General features: G+C 53.0%; 17 protein-coding genes. 12 read left to right on the top strand and 5 right to left on the bottom strand.

Going from position 1 to position 16,881, the window contains the following annotated elements; translation table 11 throughout:
• Positions 1 to 10 precede the first annotated feature (10 nt).
• From rpsR to SOJ49_RS15460, 12 genes are all read left to right on the top strand, one after another.
• The gene (gene rpsR / locus SOJ49_RS15515; protein ID WP_369855400.1) at positions 11 to 241 is read left to right on the top strand and encodes a 30S ribosomal protein S18; all 231 of its coding nucleotides are present in this window, start codon (positions 11 to 13) and stop codon (positions 239 to 241) included.
• A 66-nt stretch (positions 242 to 307) separates the two neighbouring features.
• Positions 308 to 1,171, top strand: coding sequence for a hypothetical protein (locus tag SOJ49_RS15510; protein WP_369855399.1), 864 nt, complete (start codon positions 308 to 310; stop codon positions 1,169 to 1,171).
• Positions 1,172 to 1,200: 29 nt separating this feature from the next.
• Positions 1,201 to 1,647 (top strand): 50S ribosomal protein L9, encoded by a 447-nt coding sequence (gene rplI / locus SOJ49_RS15505; RefSeq protein ID WP_369855398.1) that lies wholly within the window; start codon positions 1,201 to 1,203, stop codon positions 1,645 to 1,647.
• Between the two features lie 197 nt (positions 1,648 to 1,844).
• Positions 1,845 to 3,230: a replicative DNA helicase gene (dnaB, locus tag SOJ49_RS15500; RefSeq protein WP_369855397.1), complete on the top strand. Its 1,386-nt coding sequence runs from the start codon at positions 1,845 to 1,847 to the stop codon at positions 3,228 to 3,230.
• A 72-nt stretch (positions 3,231 to 3,302) separates the two neighbouring features.
• Positions 3,303 to 3,875 carry a GNAT family N-acetyltransferase gene (locus tag SOJ49_RS15495; protein ID WP_369855396.1) on the top strand — a complete coding sequence of 191 codons (573 nt, stop codon included), beginning with the start codon at positions 3,303 to 3,305 and terminating at the stop codon, positions 3,873 to 3,875.
• Entirely contained in the window at positions 3,872 to 4,438 is a 567-nt protein-coding gene (locus tag SOJ49_RS15490) for a GNAT family N-acetyltransferase (protein ID WP_369855395.1), read from the top strand. The genes SOJ49_RS15495 and SOJ49_RS15490 overlap by 4 nt, the downstream gene beginning before the upstream one ends.
• Before the next feature lie 111 nt (positions 4,439 to 4,549).
• Positions 4,550 to 5,158 carry an RNA polymerase factor sigma-70 gene (locus tag SOJ49_RS15485; protein WP_369855394.1) on the top strand — a complete coding sequence of 203 codons (609 nt, stop codon included), beginning with the start codon at positions 4,550 to 4,552 and terminating at the stop codon, positions 5,156 to 5,158.
• Positions 5,155 to 5,385 carry a zf-HC2 domain-containing protein gene (locus tag SOJ49_RS15480; protein WP_369855393.1) on the top strand — a complete coding sequence of 77 codons (231 nt, stop codon included), beginning with the start codon at positions 5,155 to 5,157 and terminating at the stop codon, positions 5,383 to 5,385. The genes SOJ49_RS15485 and SOJ49_RS15480 overlap by 4 nt, the downstream gene beginning before the upstream one ends.
• A gap of 133 nt (positions 5,386 to 5,518) precedes the next feature.
• Positions 5,519 to 6,127: a DoxX family protein gene (locus tag SOJ49_RS15475; RefSeq protein ID WP_369855392.1), complete on the top strand. Its 609-nt coding sequence runs from the start codon at positions 5,519 to 5,521 to the stop codon at positions 6,125 to 6,127.
• 67 nt (positions 6,128 to 6,194) lie between these two features.
• Complete coding sequence (locus tag SOJ49_RS15470) at positions 6,195 to 7,385, top strand: DUF3095 domain-containing protein (protein WP_369855391.1); 1,191 nt, start codon at positions 6,195 to 6,197, stop codon at positions 7,383 to 7,385.
• Between the two features lie 182 nt (positions 7,386 to 7,567).
• Positions 7,568 to 8,143, top strand: a complete 576-nt coding sequence (locus SOJ49_RS15465; protein ID WP_369855390.1) for an RNA polymerase sigma factor — start codon at positions 7,568 to 7,570, stop codon at positions 8,141 to 8,143.
• Between the two features lie 91 nt (positions 8,144 to 8,234).
• Positions 8,235 to 9,266, top strand: coding sequence for a FecR domain-containing protein (locus SOJ49_RS15460; protein WP_369855389.1), 1,032 nt, complete (start codon positions 8,235 to 8,237; stop codon positions 9,264 to 9,266).
• Positions 9,267 to 9,273: 7 nt separating this feature from the next.
• On the opposite strand, the gene SOJ49_RS15455 is transcribed toward SOJ49_RS15460, so the two are convergent.
• The 5 genes from SOJ49_RS15455 to metG form a co-directional block, all read right to left on the bottom strand.
• Positions 9,274 to 11,007: a protein kinase gene (locus SOJ49_RS15455; protein ID WP_369855388.1), complete on the bottom strand. Its 1,734-nt coding sequence runs from the start codon at positions 11,005 to 11,007 to the stop codon at positions 9,274 to 9,276.
• A gap of 77 nt (positions 11,008 to 11,084) precedes the next feature.
• Positions 11,085 to 11,900 carry a formate/nitrite transporter family protein gene (locus SOJ49_RS15450; protein ID WP_369855387.1) on the bottom strand — a complete coding sequence of 272 codons (816 nt, stop codon included), beginning with the start codon at positions 11,898 to 11,900 and terminating at the stop codon, positions 11,085 to 11,087.
• Positions 11,901 to 12,425: 525 nt separating this feature from the next.
• The gene (gene cynS / locus SOJ49_RS15445; RefSeq protein WP_369855386.1) at positions 12,426 to 12,866 is read right to left on the bottom strand and encodes a cyanase; all 441 of its coding nucleotides are present in this window, start codon (positions 12,864 to 12,866) and stop codon (positions 12,426 to 12,428) included.
• Positions 12,867 to 13,001: 135 nt separating this feature from the next.
• Positions 13,002 to 14,294 (bottom strand): nitrate- and nitrite sensing domain-containing protein, encoded by a 1,293-nt coding sequence (locus SOJ49_RS15440; RefSeq protein ID WP_369855385.1) that lies wholly within the window; start codon positions 14,292 to 14,294, stop codon positions 13,002 to 13,004.
• 457 nt (positions 14,295 to 14,751) lie between these two features.
• Positions 14,752 to 16,872, bottom strand: coding sequence for a methionine--tRNA ligase (gene metG, locus SOJ49_RS15435; RefSeq protein ID WP_369855384.1), 2,121 nt, complete (start codon positions 16,870 to 16,872; stop codon positions 14,752 to 14,754).
• Positions 16,873 to 16,881: the final 9 nt, after the last annotated feature.

Genomic DNA, 16,881 nt, shown 5'->3' with positions numbered 1-16,881 from the left:
GAGTTAACTCATGGCACGTTTTTTCCGTCGTCGCAAGTTCTGCCGTTTCACTGCTGAAGGTGTAACCGAGATCGATTATAAAGATCTGGAAACCCTGAAAGGCTACGTTACTGAAACTGGCAAAATCGTACCAAGTCGTATCACTGGTACTCGCGCCAAGTATCAGCGTCAGTTGTCTACAGCAATCAAGCGCGCGCGCTATATTGCACTGCTGCCGTATTCTGACGCACACGATAATTGATTGGTCTTGTTGGTTAGGTAGACTGAGCCGCAAGCCTGTTTACCTTAATCAACACGAGAACCAGGTATGAAAAAACTGGCTCAATGGGCCATGCAAAGCCGACTACAAGCAATATTGGTAGCGGCGATTGCTTTTGCCATTCCCATGCTGTTCTGGCTGGGAGCGGCGCTACAGGCGCTGGTGTTATTACGCCAGCCCTCCAGGGACAGCGTTCCGGTGGTTTTGTGGTCTTCCTTGCCAGCATTGGCATGGTTGGCGGCGGGCGATCCGACGCCTGTTCTGGTGTCAGCAGGAACTATCCTGATTGCACAGGTATTACGTTACTCGGTGCGCCTTGATTGGGCGATTCTGACAGCGCTAATACTGGGAGAATTGATTTATTGGTGTTTGCCCTTGTTGCTTGCCGATGTACTGCCCCTGGTGGTGTCTCGCAGCGAGGTTGCTGTCATGGAAGCGTTGCAGTCCAGCCCGGACTTGCAGGCGCGTCTACGACCCTTGGTTGGCCCCATGATTCATGGGGTACTGGCTGCTTTGCATACGCTGGTTATTATCTTGTGTCTGTTGTTGGGACGCTATTGGCAGAGTGCCTTGTATAACCCGGAAGGGTTTGGTGCTGAATTCCGACAGTTGCGATTGCCTTTGGCTTTCACGCTGCCTGCTGTACTGGTCGTGTTTGCTGCTGGCCAGTTGTCGCCGGAGTTGTCTGGCATGGTGCCGGTGTTAACCGTCGCCATGATGTTGGCAGGTCTGGCAGTGTTCCATGGCGTGGTGCATGGCACCAATGCCAGTCCGAACTGGATGTTGCCGATTTATATCGGTTTGATCGTGTTTGGGCCATACATGTACACATTACTAATTTTCGTAGCGATGCTGGATAGCGTATTCGATATCCGCATGCGACTAAAAGACACGGCGTCTGGTGACGAATAGCACCGACTCCCTGTAATGAGGAATTCAAGATGCAAATTATTTTGTTGGAAAAAGTGGCAAACCTGGGTGAACTGGGTGAGATGGTTAACGTCAAGCCTGGCTACGCACGTAACTTCCTGGTTCCCAAGGGCAAGGCTGTTCCTGCTACCAAGGCTAACGTTGAGCACTTCCAGGCACGTCGTGCCGAACTGGAAGCAACGGCGGCTGCCAAATTGGCTGAAGCACAGTCTCGTAAAGAGAAGATTGAAGAAATCGAACTGTCTGTTGCGGTCAAAGCCGGTGACGAAGGCAAGTTGTTCGGTTCTCTGGGTAACCGCGATATTGCGGATCTGGCTTCCCAGGCAGGTGTGGCGTTGGCGAAGGCAGAAGTTCGTCTGCCAACTGGCCCAATCCGTGCCGTCGGTGAATTTGATGTTGCGATTCACCTGCACCCGGAAGTAGAAGCGGTACTGAAGCTGCATGTTGTTGCAGAATAAGTAACCGTCAGTTCGGTGAATGTTTGTTCACCGGCTGCGAAAAAGGCACTATTGGGCGTTGCTCTCTAGTGCTTTTTTTATGTCTGGCGATTACGCCTGTGGCAGGATCCTTTGCTCCAGGTTACTTGCCGGACGTTTCGCACAGCAGGTAGACAGGGCAGCTCTGACAAGACCGGGCGATATTCAGGAAAGGCACTATGACTGACGACTATCACAACGATGACACCGCTGAAACCAGCCAGCGTACACCGCCGCATTCGGTGGAGGCAGAACAGTCTGTGCTGGGTGCCTTGATGCTGGATGAACGGGCCTGGGAATCGGTCAGTGAAACACTGCGAGACAATGATTTTTATCGTCATGACCACCGTCTGATCTTTCGGGCAATCAGTCATTTGTCGTCGGTTGAACAAGCCATTGATGTGGTGACGGTGGCGGAAGAACTGGAAGAACGCGGTCAGCTTGAAAGTATCAATGGCGGTTCTTATCTGGCTCGCCTGGTGGATATGACGCCGTCGATTGAAAACTGCGATGCCTACGCCGAAATCGTGCGCGAACGTTCACAGCAGCGACGCTTGATTGAAGCTGCCAGCGATATCATGCAGAAAGCGTATGAGCCGGGTGGGGATGAAACCCTGACGCTGATCTCGGATGCGGAAAAAGCCATTGCGGAAATTGCCGAGGGTAACCGTAAGGATGGTGGCCCCGAGAAAGTCGCCCCGATCCTGAAAAAGACACTGGATCAGCTCGACCAGATGTTTAACCAGCCGGATGGCCTGACCGGATTAACCACCGGATTTAACCACATCGATCAGCGTACATCCGGCTTCCAGAAGGCTGACCTGGTGATTGTGGCGGCGCGTCCATCGATGGGGAAAACCACCTTCGCGATGAACCTGGTCGAAAATGCCTTGCTGGCCAGCAAGCGCCCCTGTCTGGTGTTCTCCATGGAAATGCCATCGGAATCCATCGTGATGCGGATGCTGTCGTCGATCGGCAAAATTGACCAGAGCCGGATTCGTAGCGGCAAACTGATTGAAGAAGACTGGCCGAAACTGTCGGCAGCCGTCACCATGCTGAAAGATCTGCCACTTTATATTGATGATACCGCCGCGCTGACCCCGCAAGAGATGCGCGCCCGTGCCCGCAAGGTCTACCGTGAAAACGGCGATCTGGCACTGATCATGGTGGATTATCTACAGTTGATGCAGGTGTCAGGCAAATCCGAAGGCCGTACCCAGGAAATCTCCGAAATATCGCGCTCGCTGAAAGCCATTGCCAAGGAATTTGAATGCCCGATGATTGCGTTGTCGCAGCTCAACCGCTCGCTGGAGCAACGCCCCAATAAACGTCCGGTGATGTCCGATTTGAGGGAATCCGGCGCGATCGAGCAAGACGCGGATATTATCCAGTTTATTTATCGTGACGAAGTTTATAACGAAGACACCCCCGAGAAGGGCGTCGCTGAAATCATCACCGGCAAACACCGTAACGGCCCGATTGGTACAGATCGTCTGGCATTTATCGGCAAATACACCCGCTTTGAAAACCTCGCTCATGGCTACGATGACTACGACGACGAATAAAACTGGCTGGCATCAGGCGTGAAGCCCGTGACGTGTCAATCGTGGTGATGAAATGTTATTCAGGAATAATTAATGAAATTTACCCCAACACTGACATTTGAGGGTGGCCGTATCCGTCCGCTGGAAGCCACCGACCGTGATGCGCTGCTGGTTGTGTACCAGCAGCCGGAATTGCCGGGACAGCGACCGTTGGAACAGCCGGAACAGCTGGATCGCATGATTGAACTCAGCGTGCAGATGGCGGCCACCCAGCGCGGCATGATGTGGGCGATTGAGTTGGGTGACGACGCTTCGGGTTATCAGCTGTTGGGGATGGCCAGTGCCTACGACTGGCAACCATCGCTGCTGAAAGTGGCACTGAGAATTGATGGGTTATCAGCCCTGACGATGGCGAATCGTGCTGCCGTACTGTGCAGTTGTATCCACTTTATGGCGGCAAAATATCACCTGTGTAACTTTGCCTATGCCTGGGTTCAGGGGCAGAGCGATGCCATTCCGGCGATGCTGGAGAGTATCGGCTTTCGAGCTTCTGTCATCATGCGTGATGGCTGGCGTCTCGGGCAGCATGACTACTGTGAGCAGACGCTGTATCACCGCATTTTGGCAACGACCGATATGGACACCGCGACGGAGGCAAACGTATGAACTGGAATCTGGAAGTCGGCCCCTTTGTTATTCGTTTGCCGGTAATGGATCAGGACGGTGATGCCTTGTATGGTTTACTCAAGGATCCAGAGGTCAGCGCTCATATTCCCAAACCTCCGATGTACGCATCGGTACAGTCACTGGATGAACTGCGCCGGGCCTCGATGAAGTTTCAGGGCCGGGAGGGCGCTTGCTGGCTGGTGGAGTGCCACAGCGGTGATGTCGATGCCCTGGCCGAGTTGCTGGCTCGGGTCACGCTGTACAACATCAACTGGATGCTCAACAGCGCCCGCTTGCAGTGGGAAATCAGCCCAGCGGTAGACGTCGCCGAATTCGAGACCATCATTGGTGCGATTGAGGCCTTTTGCTTTAATGAACTGGGATTACATCGTCTTGAAGTGGCACTGGTGCCAGGCTCCGCTCGGCATGAACATTTTCTGGCCCAGCTTGGCTACCGGCATGAAGGGCGTTTGCCTGCACAACTGGAATTTGATGGGCAGTGGGTGAACCTGGATCTATATGCCCGTTTGGCAACCGATGCGACCGTTGAGGCTCACGTCTGACAAACTCTCATCAATGGCACTGCGGAACGCGGATGGTATTCCTGTATCTCATTGTTTTTATTATGTTCAGTGGTTCTATTGTGTCTGGTTATCAATGAATGGATCAATAACGTGTCCCAAACACCTATTAATACGCTGGCTGATAGTCGGTTCCTGGAACAGTTACGCAGTCAGATGTTGTCGTTTGCCCGCCTGCAATTAAACGATGACCATCTGGCAGAGGATGCTGTGCAGGAGGCGCTTGCCGGAGCGTTGAAAAATGCCGAGGCGTTTAAACGTCAGGCGGCGTTAAAAACCTGGGTGTTTGCTATCCTCAAAAACAAGATCACCGATGCACTAAGGCAAAAGTACCGTCTGCAAGAGCACGTGCTGCCCGAAGACGACATCTGTAAGAATGGCGAGGATCTGGACGACCAATTGTTTGATCGTCGTGGTCATTGGCATGCGGATGAGCGGCCGCAACACTGGGGATCGCCCCAGCGTCTGGTGCACGAACGGCAATTCTGGTCGGTGTTTGATGCTTGTCTGAATCACTTGCCTGCGCAGCAAGCCCGCGTGTTTATGATGCGGGAATTTCTGGAGCTGAGCAGCGACGAGATCTGTTCCGCCCAGTCGGTCACGGTCAGCAACTTGCACGTCTTGCTGTATCGGGCGCGATTGCAGTTGCGGGAATGCCTGGAAAATAACTGGTTCTCCGGAATCCGGGAGACGTCGATATGATGAATTGTCGTGAAGCGACGCGACTGATGTCGGAAGCGCAGGAGCGTAAATTGACACTGGCCGAATCCGCTGAATTAAAAATTCATACGCTGATCTGTTCAGGCTGTAAAAACTTTGGCCTGCAAATGCAGACATTGCGAGGGCTAATGCACTCCTTCGCTCAGGATGACGAGCCGAAGAACAAAAAGTCTGATACCAAGGGATCTTCTGACGATACTTCCTTGTGACCGATGCTGTAAACACACCTTGCAAAAGGCCTGATCAATGATTTTGTAAGAAACCGGATCGACTAGCGACTGATTGGAAAGTACAGCGGAGTTGTTCTCCGTCCCGTTCTCTACTCACCAGACAGGAATATTCATGAGCCTTCTTGCCTCTCTCTACCGTCCGGCTGACCAGGTACTGCGATCTGTCCAGCCTCTGGATGGTCTGGCGCCCTTGTTGATGCGTCTCTATCTCGCTCCGGTACTGATGCAGGCCGGATGGAATAAGCTGATGGCGTTTGACGATACCGTGGCCTGGTTTGGCAACCCCGCTTGGGGCCTCGGCTTGCCGATGCCAGAATTGATGGCGGCGCTGGCAGCAGGAACCGAGTTTTTCGGGGCCTGGTTGCTGATTTTCGGATTTGCCGTACGCTGGGTATCCATACCCTTGATGTTTATCATGATGATTGCTGCCTTGTCGGTGCACTGGGAAAATGGCTGGTTGGCGATTGCCGATGCTTCCAGCTGGCTGGCGAACGATCGTGTTGCCGACTCGGCAGAACGGCTGGAAGCTGCCCGCAGTATTCTGCAAGAACATGGCCACTATGACTGGCTGACGGGGCGCGGTTCCTTTGTGATATTGAACAACGGTATTGAATTTGCCGCGACCTATTTCCTGATGCTGTTGAGCCTGTTTTTCACTGGTGGTGGTCGATATCTGAGTCTGGATTACTGGCTGGCTCGTCATCATGGGCTGCTGCGCTAGGCTGACGCGGGTTCGAGCAGAAAACAAAAACCTTCCGGACATTTTATGCAGCGGAGCTGACAGCCTTATGTCGAAACAAGGTTTGGGAACCGCTGCTTGTAGCAATCCACACTGGTATGAGCGAATACTCCCATTTCGGGAGTTTTCGTCGTTTTCGTACACCGACAATTATTCACCGCTACCGCAAGACTGGTGGGTGGTGGTCGCCGATATTCGAGGTTCTACCAGAGCGATTGAGAATGGGCGTTACCGTGACGTCAACAGCGTCAGCGCCGCCTGTATAGTTGCCATGATCAATGCCGTAGCGCCGTTGCAGGTGCCGTTTGTCTTTGGCGGTGATGGCGCGACTTTGTGTATTCCACCGGATTGTCGCGATGCGGTTGCCAGGGCAATGGTGGCCAGCCAGCAGTTGGCGACCCGTGAGTTTGATCTGCAATTGCGTATTGGCATGGTGACGTCCCTGTCGTTGATCGAGGCCGGTGCGCCGGTGCAGGTCGCTCGTTACCAGCCTCACCGTCATTTTCAGCAAGCCATGTTTACTGGCGGCGGTCTGGCGCTGGCAGAACAGTGGATCAAACAGGAAGGCAGTCCCTGGCTGCTGGATAGCCAGAGAATTCCGGCCGTCGCGAACTTTGGTGGCTTTGAGTGTCGTTGGCAGGAAGTGCCCAGCCCGGCGGAAGAAACAGTGGCCATTATGGTCGAGGCTTGTGCATCAGATGCCAGGGGGCGCGCCGAGGTACTGGCCCAGGCCGCTCGCTGTATTTTTTCTATCTATGGTGATGACAGCCTGCATCACCCTCTGCGTTCAGACTCACTACGACTGATAACCTCTCCGGCATCGCTGATGACTGAAACCCGCATTCGCTGTCACGAGGATGGCTTTTGGAAACGGCTGCATTATGTCGTCCGTACCTTTGGACGGGTATCGGCCGGTCGATATCTGATGCGGCTGTCTGGCACAAGTCATTGGACTGGCTATCGCAAACGCCTGCTGGCGAATACCGACTACCGCAAATGTGATGATGGTTTACGGCTGGTACTGGCAGGCACTGCAGACCAGCGTATGCAGCTGGAACAGCAATTAGAGGCGCTCGAGCAACAACGGCTGTTGGTTTTTGGCATCCATGCGTCACGAGCGGCGTTGCTGACTTGTCTGGTGTTTGATTATTACCAGCACCATGTGCATTTTCTGGATGCTGCCGATGGCGGTTATGCCATGGCATCCAAAGATCTGAAGCGACGGCGCAAAAAACAATAAGGAATGATTGTCCCCTTTTGGGATGACTCAACGTCTTCTTGATAAGAGAGGCTGAATTTGGCCCCAGATCCAGTGCCCGCGTTTAGTTTGACGTTGATGGCGTGATGTTTGGCTACCATTAATAAAAATGACATGAATGCGTGGTCTGATGGCGAAACCTTCGTCTTTTTTCGGGATAGGCCATGAAACTGACCAGCCAGGCATTTACAGCCCGCCTAGCTTGCGACAAAAATCCAGCTTCTTCGTTACCCGGCGATGACGACAAAGGTGCGCCTTACGAACACCAGTTGACCCAGGATATTCCCCGTTTGCGACGTTACATCGCCAGTCAGGTGAACAACCCTCAGGAAGTGGATGACTTGCTGCAAGATACCTTGCTGCGTTCACTTCGGCCCACCAATCATGAGCGTATCAGCAGTCCTGTGGCTTACGCCCTGCGGGTCGCACGTTCGGTGGTGGTGGACTATTGGCGAGCTGGCAAGCGGCAGCCCGAGCTGCTTGAATCCTTGCCGGAAGCTGTCGGTATCTGTATGGAAGATGAACATATTGACCGGCAAAAGCTGGAGTTATTAAGCAAGGTTGTTGCTGCCATGCCAGAACTACGTCGCCAGGTGTTTATCCTGCGACGGGTTGAGGGCTTGTCTCGTGAGCAGATTGCTTGTCAGCTGGGTCTTGCCGATGAAGCCGTTAAAAAACACATCACCCGCGCAATGATGGATATTGCCAAAGCGATGGCGGGTGCAGGGTATACACATTGAACACTGTGTTGGATCGTATCGGAATCACGACAATCAGCGGGAGGTGGCCAATGGATATCTGGCATGACCTGACCGCATTCGCAGGCGATTTATGAATAAACTGATGTTTTCTGATGATGTGCTGGAGGCGGCTACCGATTGGTATGATCGCATGGAAGAGCTGACGCCAGAGCAGCTGCAGAGCTATCAGAGCTGGCTTGAACAACGCCATGAACATAGAGCGGCGGCGGAATACATTGCCCGTTATTTTGGTGATAACGAGGCGCTTGCTATTGCGGTGCTACAGCGCTCTGCCACAGAAGGGCCTCCTGCCAGTCATCCTTCAGTGCCCCCCGTTGCTGGTGATACTGACCGGGTTGAACCGTCGGCATCAACAAGCCTGCTGGATCAGATTCGGGCATGGTTCAGCCATGAGTCCTTGCAGCCGCTGTTGGCGCCCTTGATGCTGGTGATACTGCTGTTACCACCAGCTATCGGCTATGTTGTTTTATCTCAACCTGCGACCAGCAAAACCCTCAGTTACGCGACTGAACGGGCAGAGCGGCAGGACATGATGCTGGAAGATGGCTCTCGAGTGGTGCTGAATGCGGATAGCCGCGTGCAGGTGACTCTGAGTGAGTCGCAGCGTTATGTTGCTCTGAATAAAGGTGAAGCCTACTTCTCGGTCAGCAAAGACAAACAGCGCCCTTTTATTGTGGATACCGATCTCGGGCAAATCCGAGTGGTGGGTACAGCCTTTAATGTTGATCGTAGCGGTGACCATCTGGTGGTGGTGGTCGAGCACGGTATTGTTGAAGTCACGGCCGCCGGTACAACCTTGCAGTTATTGGCCGGAGATGGGTTGCGACTGGCGGAAGGAACACTTTCCATGTTTCGTGATGCGGACGCTGCGGAATGGCGCAGTGGCTGGCGTGAAGTCAGTGAAGAGCCATTGTCTGAGCTGATTGCCCATTTGCAGCAGTACACTGCGCGTGAGATTGTGCTCGACCAGGTGGATACCCGCCAGGTTTTTTCCGGGCGCTACAGTCAAACCGATGTGCAGACAACGCTGGCGTTGATTGCCAATCTGTTTGATCTGAAACTGCAAGTGACGGATGACCGCCTGCTTCTGAGCGGTCGCTAGCGTCCTGTTAGCCAACAACCAGCTGATAGGCCAGAATCAACAGTACGACCAGCTCGATGATGGCAGCGCCTTGCCAGAAAGCCACCGGGTTACGCTCCATCAGCGGTGGGCGAGCCTTGCGTAAAAAATCCTGATTCGGTGTGTGCAGGTCGTGCACAAACTCGAACATATCGTCGTAGCGCTTGTACGGATCAATACGGGTTGCTTTCTGGATAGCGTCATCGACCCAGGCAGGCACTTCAGACTCCTCATCCACCAGAATACTGCGGTATTGCAGCCGCCGCTGGGCAGACACTGATTTGCAGCGTGCCACTTCCACGCCATAAGGGAATTTACCGCTTAGTAAATGGTAGGCCAGTACCCCCAGCGAAAACTGGTCAGACTGTGGCTGGCCTCCCTGACCAAGAAAATATTCCGGTGCCATATACAGCGCTGTACCGGGCAATTCGTTGCTATTGTCGAGTCCGATTTCTGCCAGTCCACGCACGCTGGTGGAGCCAAAATCAATGATTTTTAATCGCCCTTCATCGTCAATCATCAGGTTATCTGGCTTGAGATCCTGATGCAGCATTTCCAGTCGATGAAAAGCACGCAGACCACGGGCAACCTGATCGATGATGACGCGTACCTGCTCCAGTGTCGGTTTGGGATTGTCCCTTAGCCATTGCGCCAAGGTGCGGCCTTCAAAGTATTCGCTGACGGTATAAAGATATTGGCGAGGTCTGTCCGGTATCCATGGCTGGATAACGTGGGCATTCTGGATGCGCCGACCAATCCACTCTTCCATCATCAGACGTTCGAGATAGTCCTCATTGTGTTGCTGCTCGACAGACGGCAGCTTGAGTACGACTTTTTCGTTGCTTGGCAGATCACGGGCCAAAAATACATGGCTGCGGCTGGTGGTATGCAGGTTACGTATGATCTCGTAGCCATCAAACGTCATGCCTGGCTCCAGCGCCGGAGGCAGTGGCAGCCGGGTCACGTCGGGCAGTAGCGATGTCTGGCTGCTGTCGGGGACGGCAGTCATGCGGATCAGCTGGATACTCAGGTTGTCGTCACTGCCGTTATCCAGTGCATGCCGGGCGATCTGCTCGGCAGCGTTATCCAGATCATCAGCATGCTGGCGAATGGTTTCACGCAGATATTCCGGTGTTACGTATTCATAGATACCATCGGTGGTAAGGATAAACACATCCTCGGCTTGCAGGCTGGTATGGCGATATTCAACCTCCACGCTTTCAGCCATGCCCATGGCGCGGGCCAGATAACTCTTTTCGGCAGATTCCCAGAGTCGGTGATCGCTGGTGAGCTGTTCCAGCGCCTGGTCTCGCAGCCGGTATATACGGCTGTCACCGACGTGAAAAATATGGGCGTTATGGCCGCGCAGAATCAGTGCGCTGAGTGTGCAGACATACCCCCTGTTGATATCAAAGCGGAATTCACTGCGCCGGGTTTGCGAATAGAGCCAGCCGTTAATCGCCCGCATGACCTGCTCACCGGAGTGTTGCACGGTCCAGGTTTCCGAGGTGCAGTAATAATCTTCCAGCAGACTGTTAATGGCGGTTTCACTGGCAATATGGCTGACGTCGCTACTACTGATACCATCCGCAATCGCCGCTGTGATGCCCTTGAGAATAAGCTGGGGCGGAGTGGGGCTGACCAGACCCAGGTAGTCCTGGTTTTTGGCTTTAATGCCCTTGTCAGAATATTGGCCTGCGGCAATACAGAGGCGTTGGGTCATGCATGATTTCCTGACATCTGTTAGTCAAAAAAAGAGGGCCAACGGCCCTCTCTTCTATCTTGCATCATGGGAAGGGATCAAGAACCCAGTTGGCGCTTGGCACCGGTGCGTACGTGAGTGAAGTACAGCGGCAGACCAACCAGCAGGAAGCCACCAAACAAGTTGCCCAGTGCCGTTGGTAGTTCGTTCCAGATCAGGTACTGCATAAAGGTAAAGTCACCTCCCATGATCATAGAGAACGGGAACAGAAACATGTTCACAATGGAGTGTTCAAAACCCATAAAGAAGAACAGCATAACCGGCATCCACATAGCCGCCATTTTGCCGGTAGCCGAGGTGGAGATCATGGCGCCCACCACGCCCATAGACACCATCCAGTTGCACAACATGCCGCGAATGAAAATGGTTAGCCAACCATCAAGACCGTGGGCAGCATAACCCACGGTGCGGGATTCACCGATGTGGCTCACTTTCTCGGCAATGGCACCACCGTCGGTGTTGTAGCCATAAGTCAGGATGAAAGACACCATAAAGGCTGTCATCAGAGCACCAGCGAAGTTACCAATAAACACCAAGCCCCAGTTGCGCAGCAGTTGCGGCATGTTACAGCCTGGACGCTTGTCGATCAGTGCCAGTGGCACCAGCGTGAACACACCGGTCAACAGGTCAAATTTCATCAGGTACAACATGATAAAGCCAACCGGGAACAGACAGGCACCGAGAATCGGAGAGCCACTCTTCATGGCAACGGTAATGGCAAATACGGCAGCCAGACCCAAGATGGCACCGGCCATAAAGGCACGGATCAGGGTGTCTTTGGTCGACATGAAGATTTTTTCTTCACCGGCATCGACCATCTTGGTCACAAACTCGGAAGGCGCGAGATAGGACATATCAAATTCCTCTGGTTCGGTAGGTATCGGGTCAAGGTCGATACCGAATAGTTGGTTCATGCCGCCAAAGGGCTAACACGAATGCTCAGGTCACTGAATTGAGTGGTCGCTGGCGTTTGAACCTGTCCGAACGAGGTGTTTCGACATGCTGCAGAGCACGACGTGGCACCATCCGCAGGCAAAAGTCAGGGAAGCACTCAACGTCGTTGTTTTCTAGACCGGGAATCACCATTGATTCACCGTCTGGAGATCATAAAGCATTTAATATGCCATTATTATCAACCAATTGATTTTTAAGTGTTTATTATGATTTTAACGTGATGGGTGATCAATCAGACCATTGCTCATGGAATTATTGATGAGTTATTTTAGGGCTATGACTTTTCGGACGCTCTAAATGAGTGCGCGTCCTGACAGGGAGAAACATATCGCTGAATCAGTGTGCACCGAGCAGTCGCTGTCACTGTTTCAACCGCCGCTGGTGCTTCGGAAATGCGGGCCACCAGGCCCGCTGAATCGTGCAGATTACCAGGCTTTGTAGGGCAGGAACTTGCCATTCATCGTCAGTAGTACCCGATCTCCTTTGGGGTCTTCGATTTTTTCGACATCCATAGTGAAATCGATGGCACTCATGATACCGTCGCCAAATTTCTCCTGAATCACTTCTTTCAGTGTATCGCCATAAACACCAACGATTTCGTACAGGCGGTATACCAGCGGATCTTGCGGCACTTGCTGTTCCCAGGTTTTGGTGGGGTAGGCAATCAATGCCGCTTTGACCTCTTCAGACAGTTCGAGGATGTCGCATAGTTTACTGGCCGCGTTTTCCGGCATGCTGTTTTTACCCAGGCAGGCCGAGGTGACCCAGACAGTCCCCATCGCCATGGAGGCAGCGATGGCTTCCCAGCTTAATGCCTTGGCCTGTTTGGCCAGAATAATGGCTTCAGTCATTTCCAGTTTGTTCATTACAGCACTCCGGGGATTAGAGAGGGTTTGGGAAAGTGGCATTTATAATGCCAAAAAATTAAAGGCTGTCAGGAATAGTAACGAGGAGCAGAGTAACCAAGTGGACAATAACCAAGGAGTCTTGGTGTTGGAACATTATTCCAGCAAGTCGCTTTTACTGCTGCCTAATTGCAGCATTTCAGAGACGCTGATGATATTACTGGCGACTTCGACAATACGCTTTTTGTTATCCATCGCTGCCTGACGAATCTGGCGATAAGCCTCTTCCTCATTGATCCCCTGATTCTGCATCAGCAAGCCCTTGGCCTTCTCGATCAGCTTACGCTCATCCAGGGCCTGACGGGCCTGCCTCAGTTCATCGCTCATCCGTTCCAGATGCTCAGCCTGGCGCTGTACCAGTTCTGAAATCGAGCTGGCCAGCTTGGTATTAAATCCGGGAGTCACTGTCAGTTTGTCTGATTCGCTAACCGAGTTTGGCAAGGAAGACAGCGAAGACAACGGCAGCTCCTCGATATCCGTCAACTCGCGGATGTGGTTGTGATGCAGATGCAGATCTTTTTCCGCTTGGGCAATTTTTTGCTGGCAGAGGTGAAGCAGTTCAGAGGCCAGCTCTTTTTCAATCGTCTGCATCTGATCAATTCTGTGCGTTGACAGCTCATACCAGACTTCGCTGATCGCCGTTGGTAGCGTATCGCTACGGCGGAATCGGGCAATCATGTTACGTAACTTGTTCAACTCGATGGTGGCTTCACTACTTTCTGCCTGACGCCATTGGTCGGCGGGCACCGCCTGGGTCAAACTGGCAAAAATATCGAAACAACGGTGCTGGGCATCCTGAAGGGTCTTGATACGTTCCTGCTGCTTTTTGGTGAACTCGCCAGCGGTAAAACCGATCACTCCCCAAGCCCGCTCCTGGCCAGAATATTCTTTGCCCTGAACAAAGTTGAACATGGCGACCAGTGCGCGAGTGATATCGGGGTCGCTGGCAATATCGGCTGCTTCAAACACCACACTGAGCAAGCCGGAAATGATGCGGTTGAACAGCCGGGTATTTTCAGCCGCAGTGAGTAGCTGCTCACTCACCCGTACTCGCAGTGCTGGCAACTCATCCAAACAGTGCAACACAAACGCCAGGGCACTGAACAAGCGGGCGGAAGCAGGTGAGTCACCATCAAGATCCAGCAGTGACAGCGCTGCCCGAAAAACATGCTCCGCTTGTTCTGTAGCGTTTAACTCATCCAGCCGTTGACTGGCGAAGCGCTGCCCGTGAGAGACCAGATAAATATTGGATAAACCGCGTTCACGTTGCAGTTCATGGATCAGATCGGTGACCCTGGTGACCAGACCACTACTTACTAACAGTTGTTTCAGGGCGCTGATCTCAGCGCGTTTGGCAGCTAGCAGAAAATCTTCAGTCGTCAGTATCATCAGCAATCACAGTATGGGTTTGAACTCATATTGGGAGGATAACAAGGGCGGCCATGGTTCCACAGCGCTTTGTCTTGTATCCGCAGGGCCAGCTGACAAAGTGGCTTAAAGGCAGGCAACAGCCCTGATACTGCGGGGGCGGGAATACTTGATATACATTTTAGGCGTTCGACAACAGGAGGATACTTTTCTTGAAATCCTCATCGATAGATTTCCAGTCTTTGTCGAAATCAGCGTTCAGGTCTTCTCAGATGCCTGCTTTTTTTAAGTATTTCTGGGCTTTGGAGGTTGGCATAATATTTAGTGATTTAATTGACTCAACAGCCCTGCTTTTGGGGGGAGCTGACTGATCGAAGCTGGAGCTGATGCTCGTTTGTTCTTGGTATTCATTAGCTGTCACCTTGTATCGATGAATAAGCAATAGCTCTACTCTTAGAGTAGAGCTAAGCCAAATAATTTACATCACCCGCATCCCAGGCTGCGAACCTTCATTGGGTTCCAGCAGGTAGATCTCTGACCCACCCGGCCCTGCGGCCAGTACCATGCCTTCGGACAGTCCAAACTTCATTTTTCGTGGTGCCAGGTTGGCCACCATGATGGTGAGTTTGCCTTCGAGGTCTTCCGGTTTGTAGGCGGCCTTGATACCGGAGAAGACGTTGCGGGTTTCGCCGTTGCCGATGTCCAGCGTCAGTTGCAGCAGTTTTTCAGCACCTTCGACGTGGTCAGCCTTGATGATGCGAGCAACACGCAAATCGACTTTAGCGAAGTCTGGGAACTCGATGGTGTCGGCAATCACTTCGTTGCCGTCTTCCCGGAGTTCTGGTCCTTTGGATTTTTTCTTCTTGTCTTGTTTTTTACTCTCTTTGCTGGCGTTAGCGTTGCTGGCAGCCGCAGGCTCTTCGCCGTTCTCAATGGCCAGCTCCGTTTGGGTTTCTTCCAGAATCGCAGTGACCTTGTCCATTTCGGCGCGGGCCAGCATGGGTTGGAATTTGTTGATGTCATGGCCCAGCAGGATGTTGCTGCGGCTTTCCCAGTTCAGGTCGTCGAGGTTCATGAATTGGCAGGTTTTTTCCGCCAGTTCGGGCAGTACCGGGGTCAGGTAGGTCATTAACTGGCGGAACAGATTGAGGGCAACGGAGCAGACGTCGATGACTTCTTGCTGGCGGCCTTCTTCCTTGTTCATGGCCCAGGGGGCTTTTTCCTGGATGTATTCGTTGGCGCGGTCGGCCAGTGCCATGATGTCTTTCATGGCTTTGCCGAAATCGCGGGCTTCGTAGTGCGCAGCGATCTGGTCTCCGGCGTCGATAAATTCTTGCATCATGGCTGGCTCGGCACAGCTGTCGCTGAGTTTGCCTCCGGCTTTGAAGACAAAGTTGGCGGTACGGCTGGCGATGTTGACCAGTTTGTTGACCAGATCGGTATTGGCGCGCTGGACGAAGTCTTCGAGGTTGAGGTCGAAATCATCAACGCTGGAACCCAGTTTGGCAGCAAAGTAGTAACGCAGGTAGGTCGGGTTCAGATGGTTAAGGTAGGTACGAGCCTTGATAAAGGTGCCGCGTGACTTGGACATCTTGGCACCGTTGACGGTGACAAAACCGTGGGCGTTGACGGCCGTTGGAGTACGGTATTCGGCGGCAGTGAGCATGGCCGGCCAGAACAGCGCGTGGAAGTTGACGATATCCTTGCCGATGAAGTGATACACCTCAGCGTCGGAGCCAACCTTCCAGTAATCGTCGAAGTTCAGGCCACGGGCCTGACCGGCGTCGGAGTTGCAAAGGTTTTTGAACGAGGCCATGTAGCCAATGGGAGCATCCAGCCAGACATAAAAATATTTGCCTGGAGCATCAGGAATTTCAAAACCGAAGTAAGGGGCATCGCGGGAGATGTCCCATTCTTGCAATCCGGAGTCCAACCATTCGGCCAGCTTGTTGGCAATTTCCGGTTGCAGGGTGCCGGAGCGTGTCCATTCTTTCAGGAATGCATCAAAATCTTGCAGCTTGAAGAAATAATGCTCGGATTCTTTTTCAACCGGTGTGGCACCCGAGATGGTGGAGTACGGGTTTTTTAATTCGGCCGGACTGTAGGTGGCACCGCAGGCTTCGCAGTTGTCGCCATACTGGTCGGGAGTGGAGCACTTGGGGCAGTCGCCCTTGATGTAACGGTCGGCCAGGAAGATTTCTTTTTCCGGGTCGAACGCCTGTTTGATGGAGCGTACCGCGATATGGCCTTTGTCGCGCAGGCGAGTGTATATCTGCGCCGACAGTTCACGGTTTTCTTCACTGTGGGTGCTGTGGAAGTTGTCGAAGCCAATCTGGAAAGCGGCGAAGTCGGCTTCGTGTTCCGCTTTGACAGCAGCAATCTGGTCTTCTGGCGAACGGCCTTCTTTTTCGGCGCGCAGCATGATCGCGGTGCCGTGGGCGTCGTCGGCACACACGTAGGTGCACTGGTGGCCACGGGACTTCTGGAAGCGTACCCAGATGTCGGTCTGGATGTATTCCAGCAGGTGGCCGAGGTGAATGGAGCCGTTGGCGTAGGGCAGGGCGCTGGTGACCAGAATTTTGCGAGTGCTGTTTGTCATGGAAGGGCT

The sequence above is a fragment of the Candidatus Thalassolituus haligoni genome (genome assembly GCF_041222825.1).
GTDB classification, from domain to species: Bacteria; Pseudomonadota; Gammaproteobacteria; order Pseudomonadales; family Oceanobacteraceae; genus Oceanobacter; species Oceanobacter antarcticus.
The sequence above is the reverse complement of the archived record's forward strand: the minus strand, read 5'-3'. Positions and strand labels throughout refer to the sequence as shown.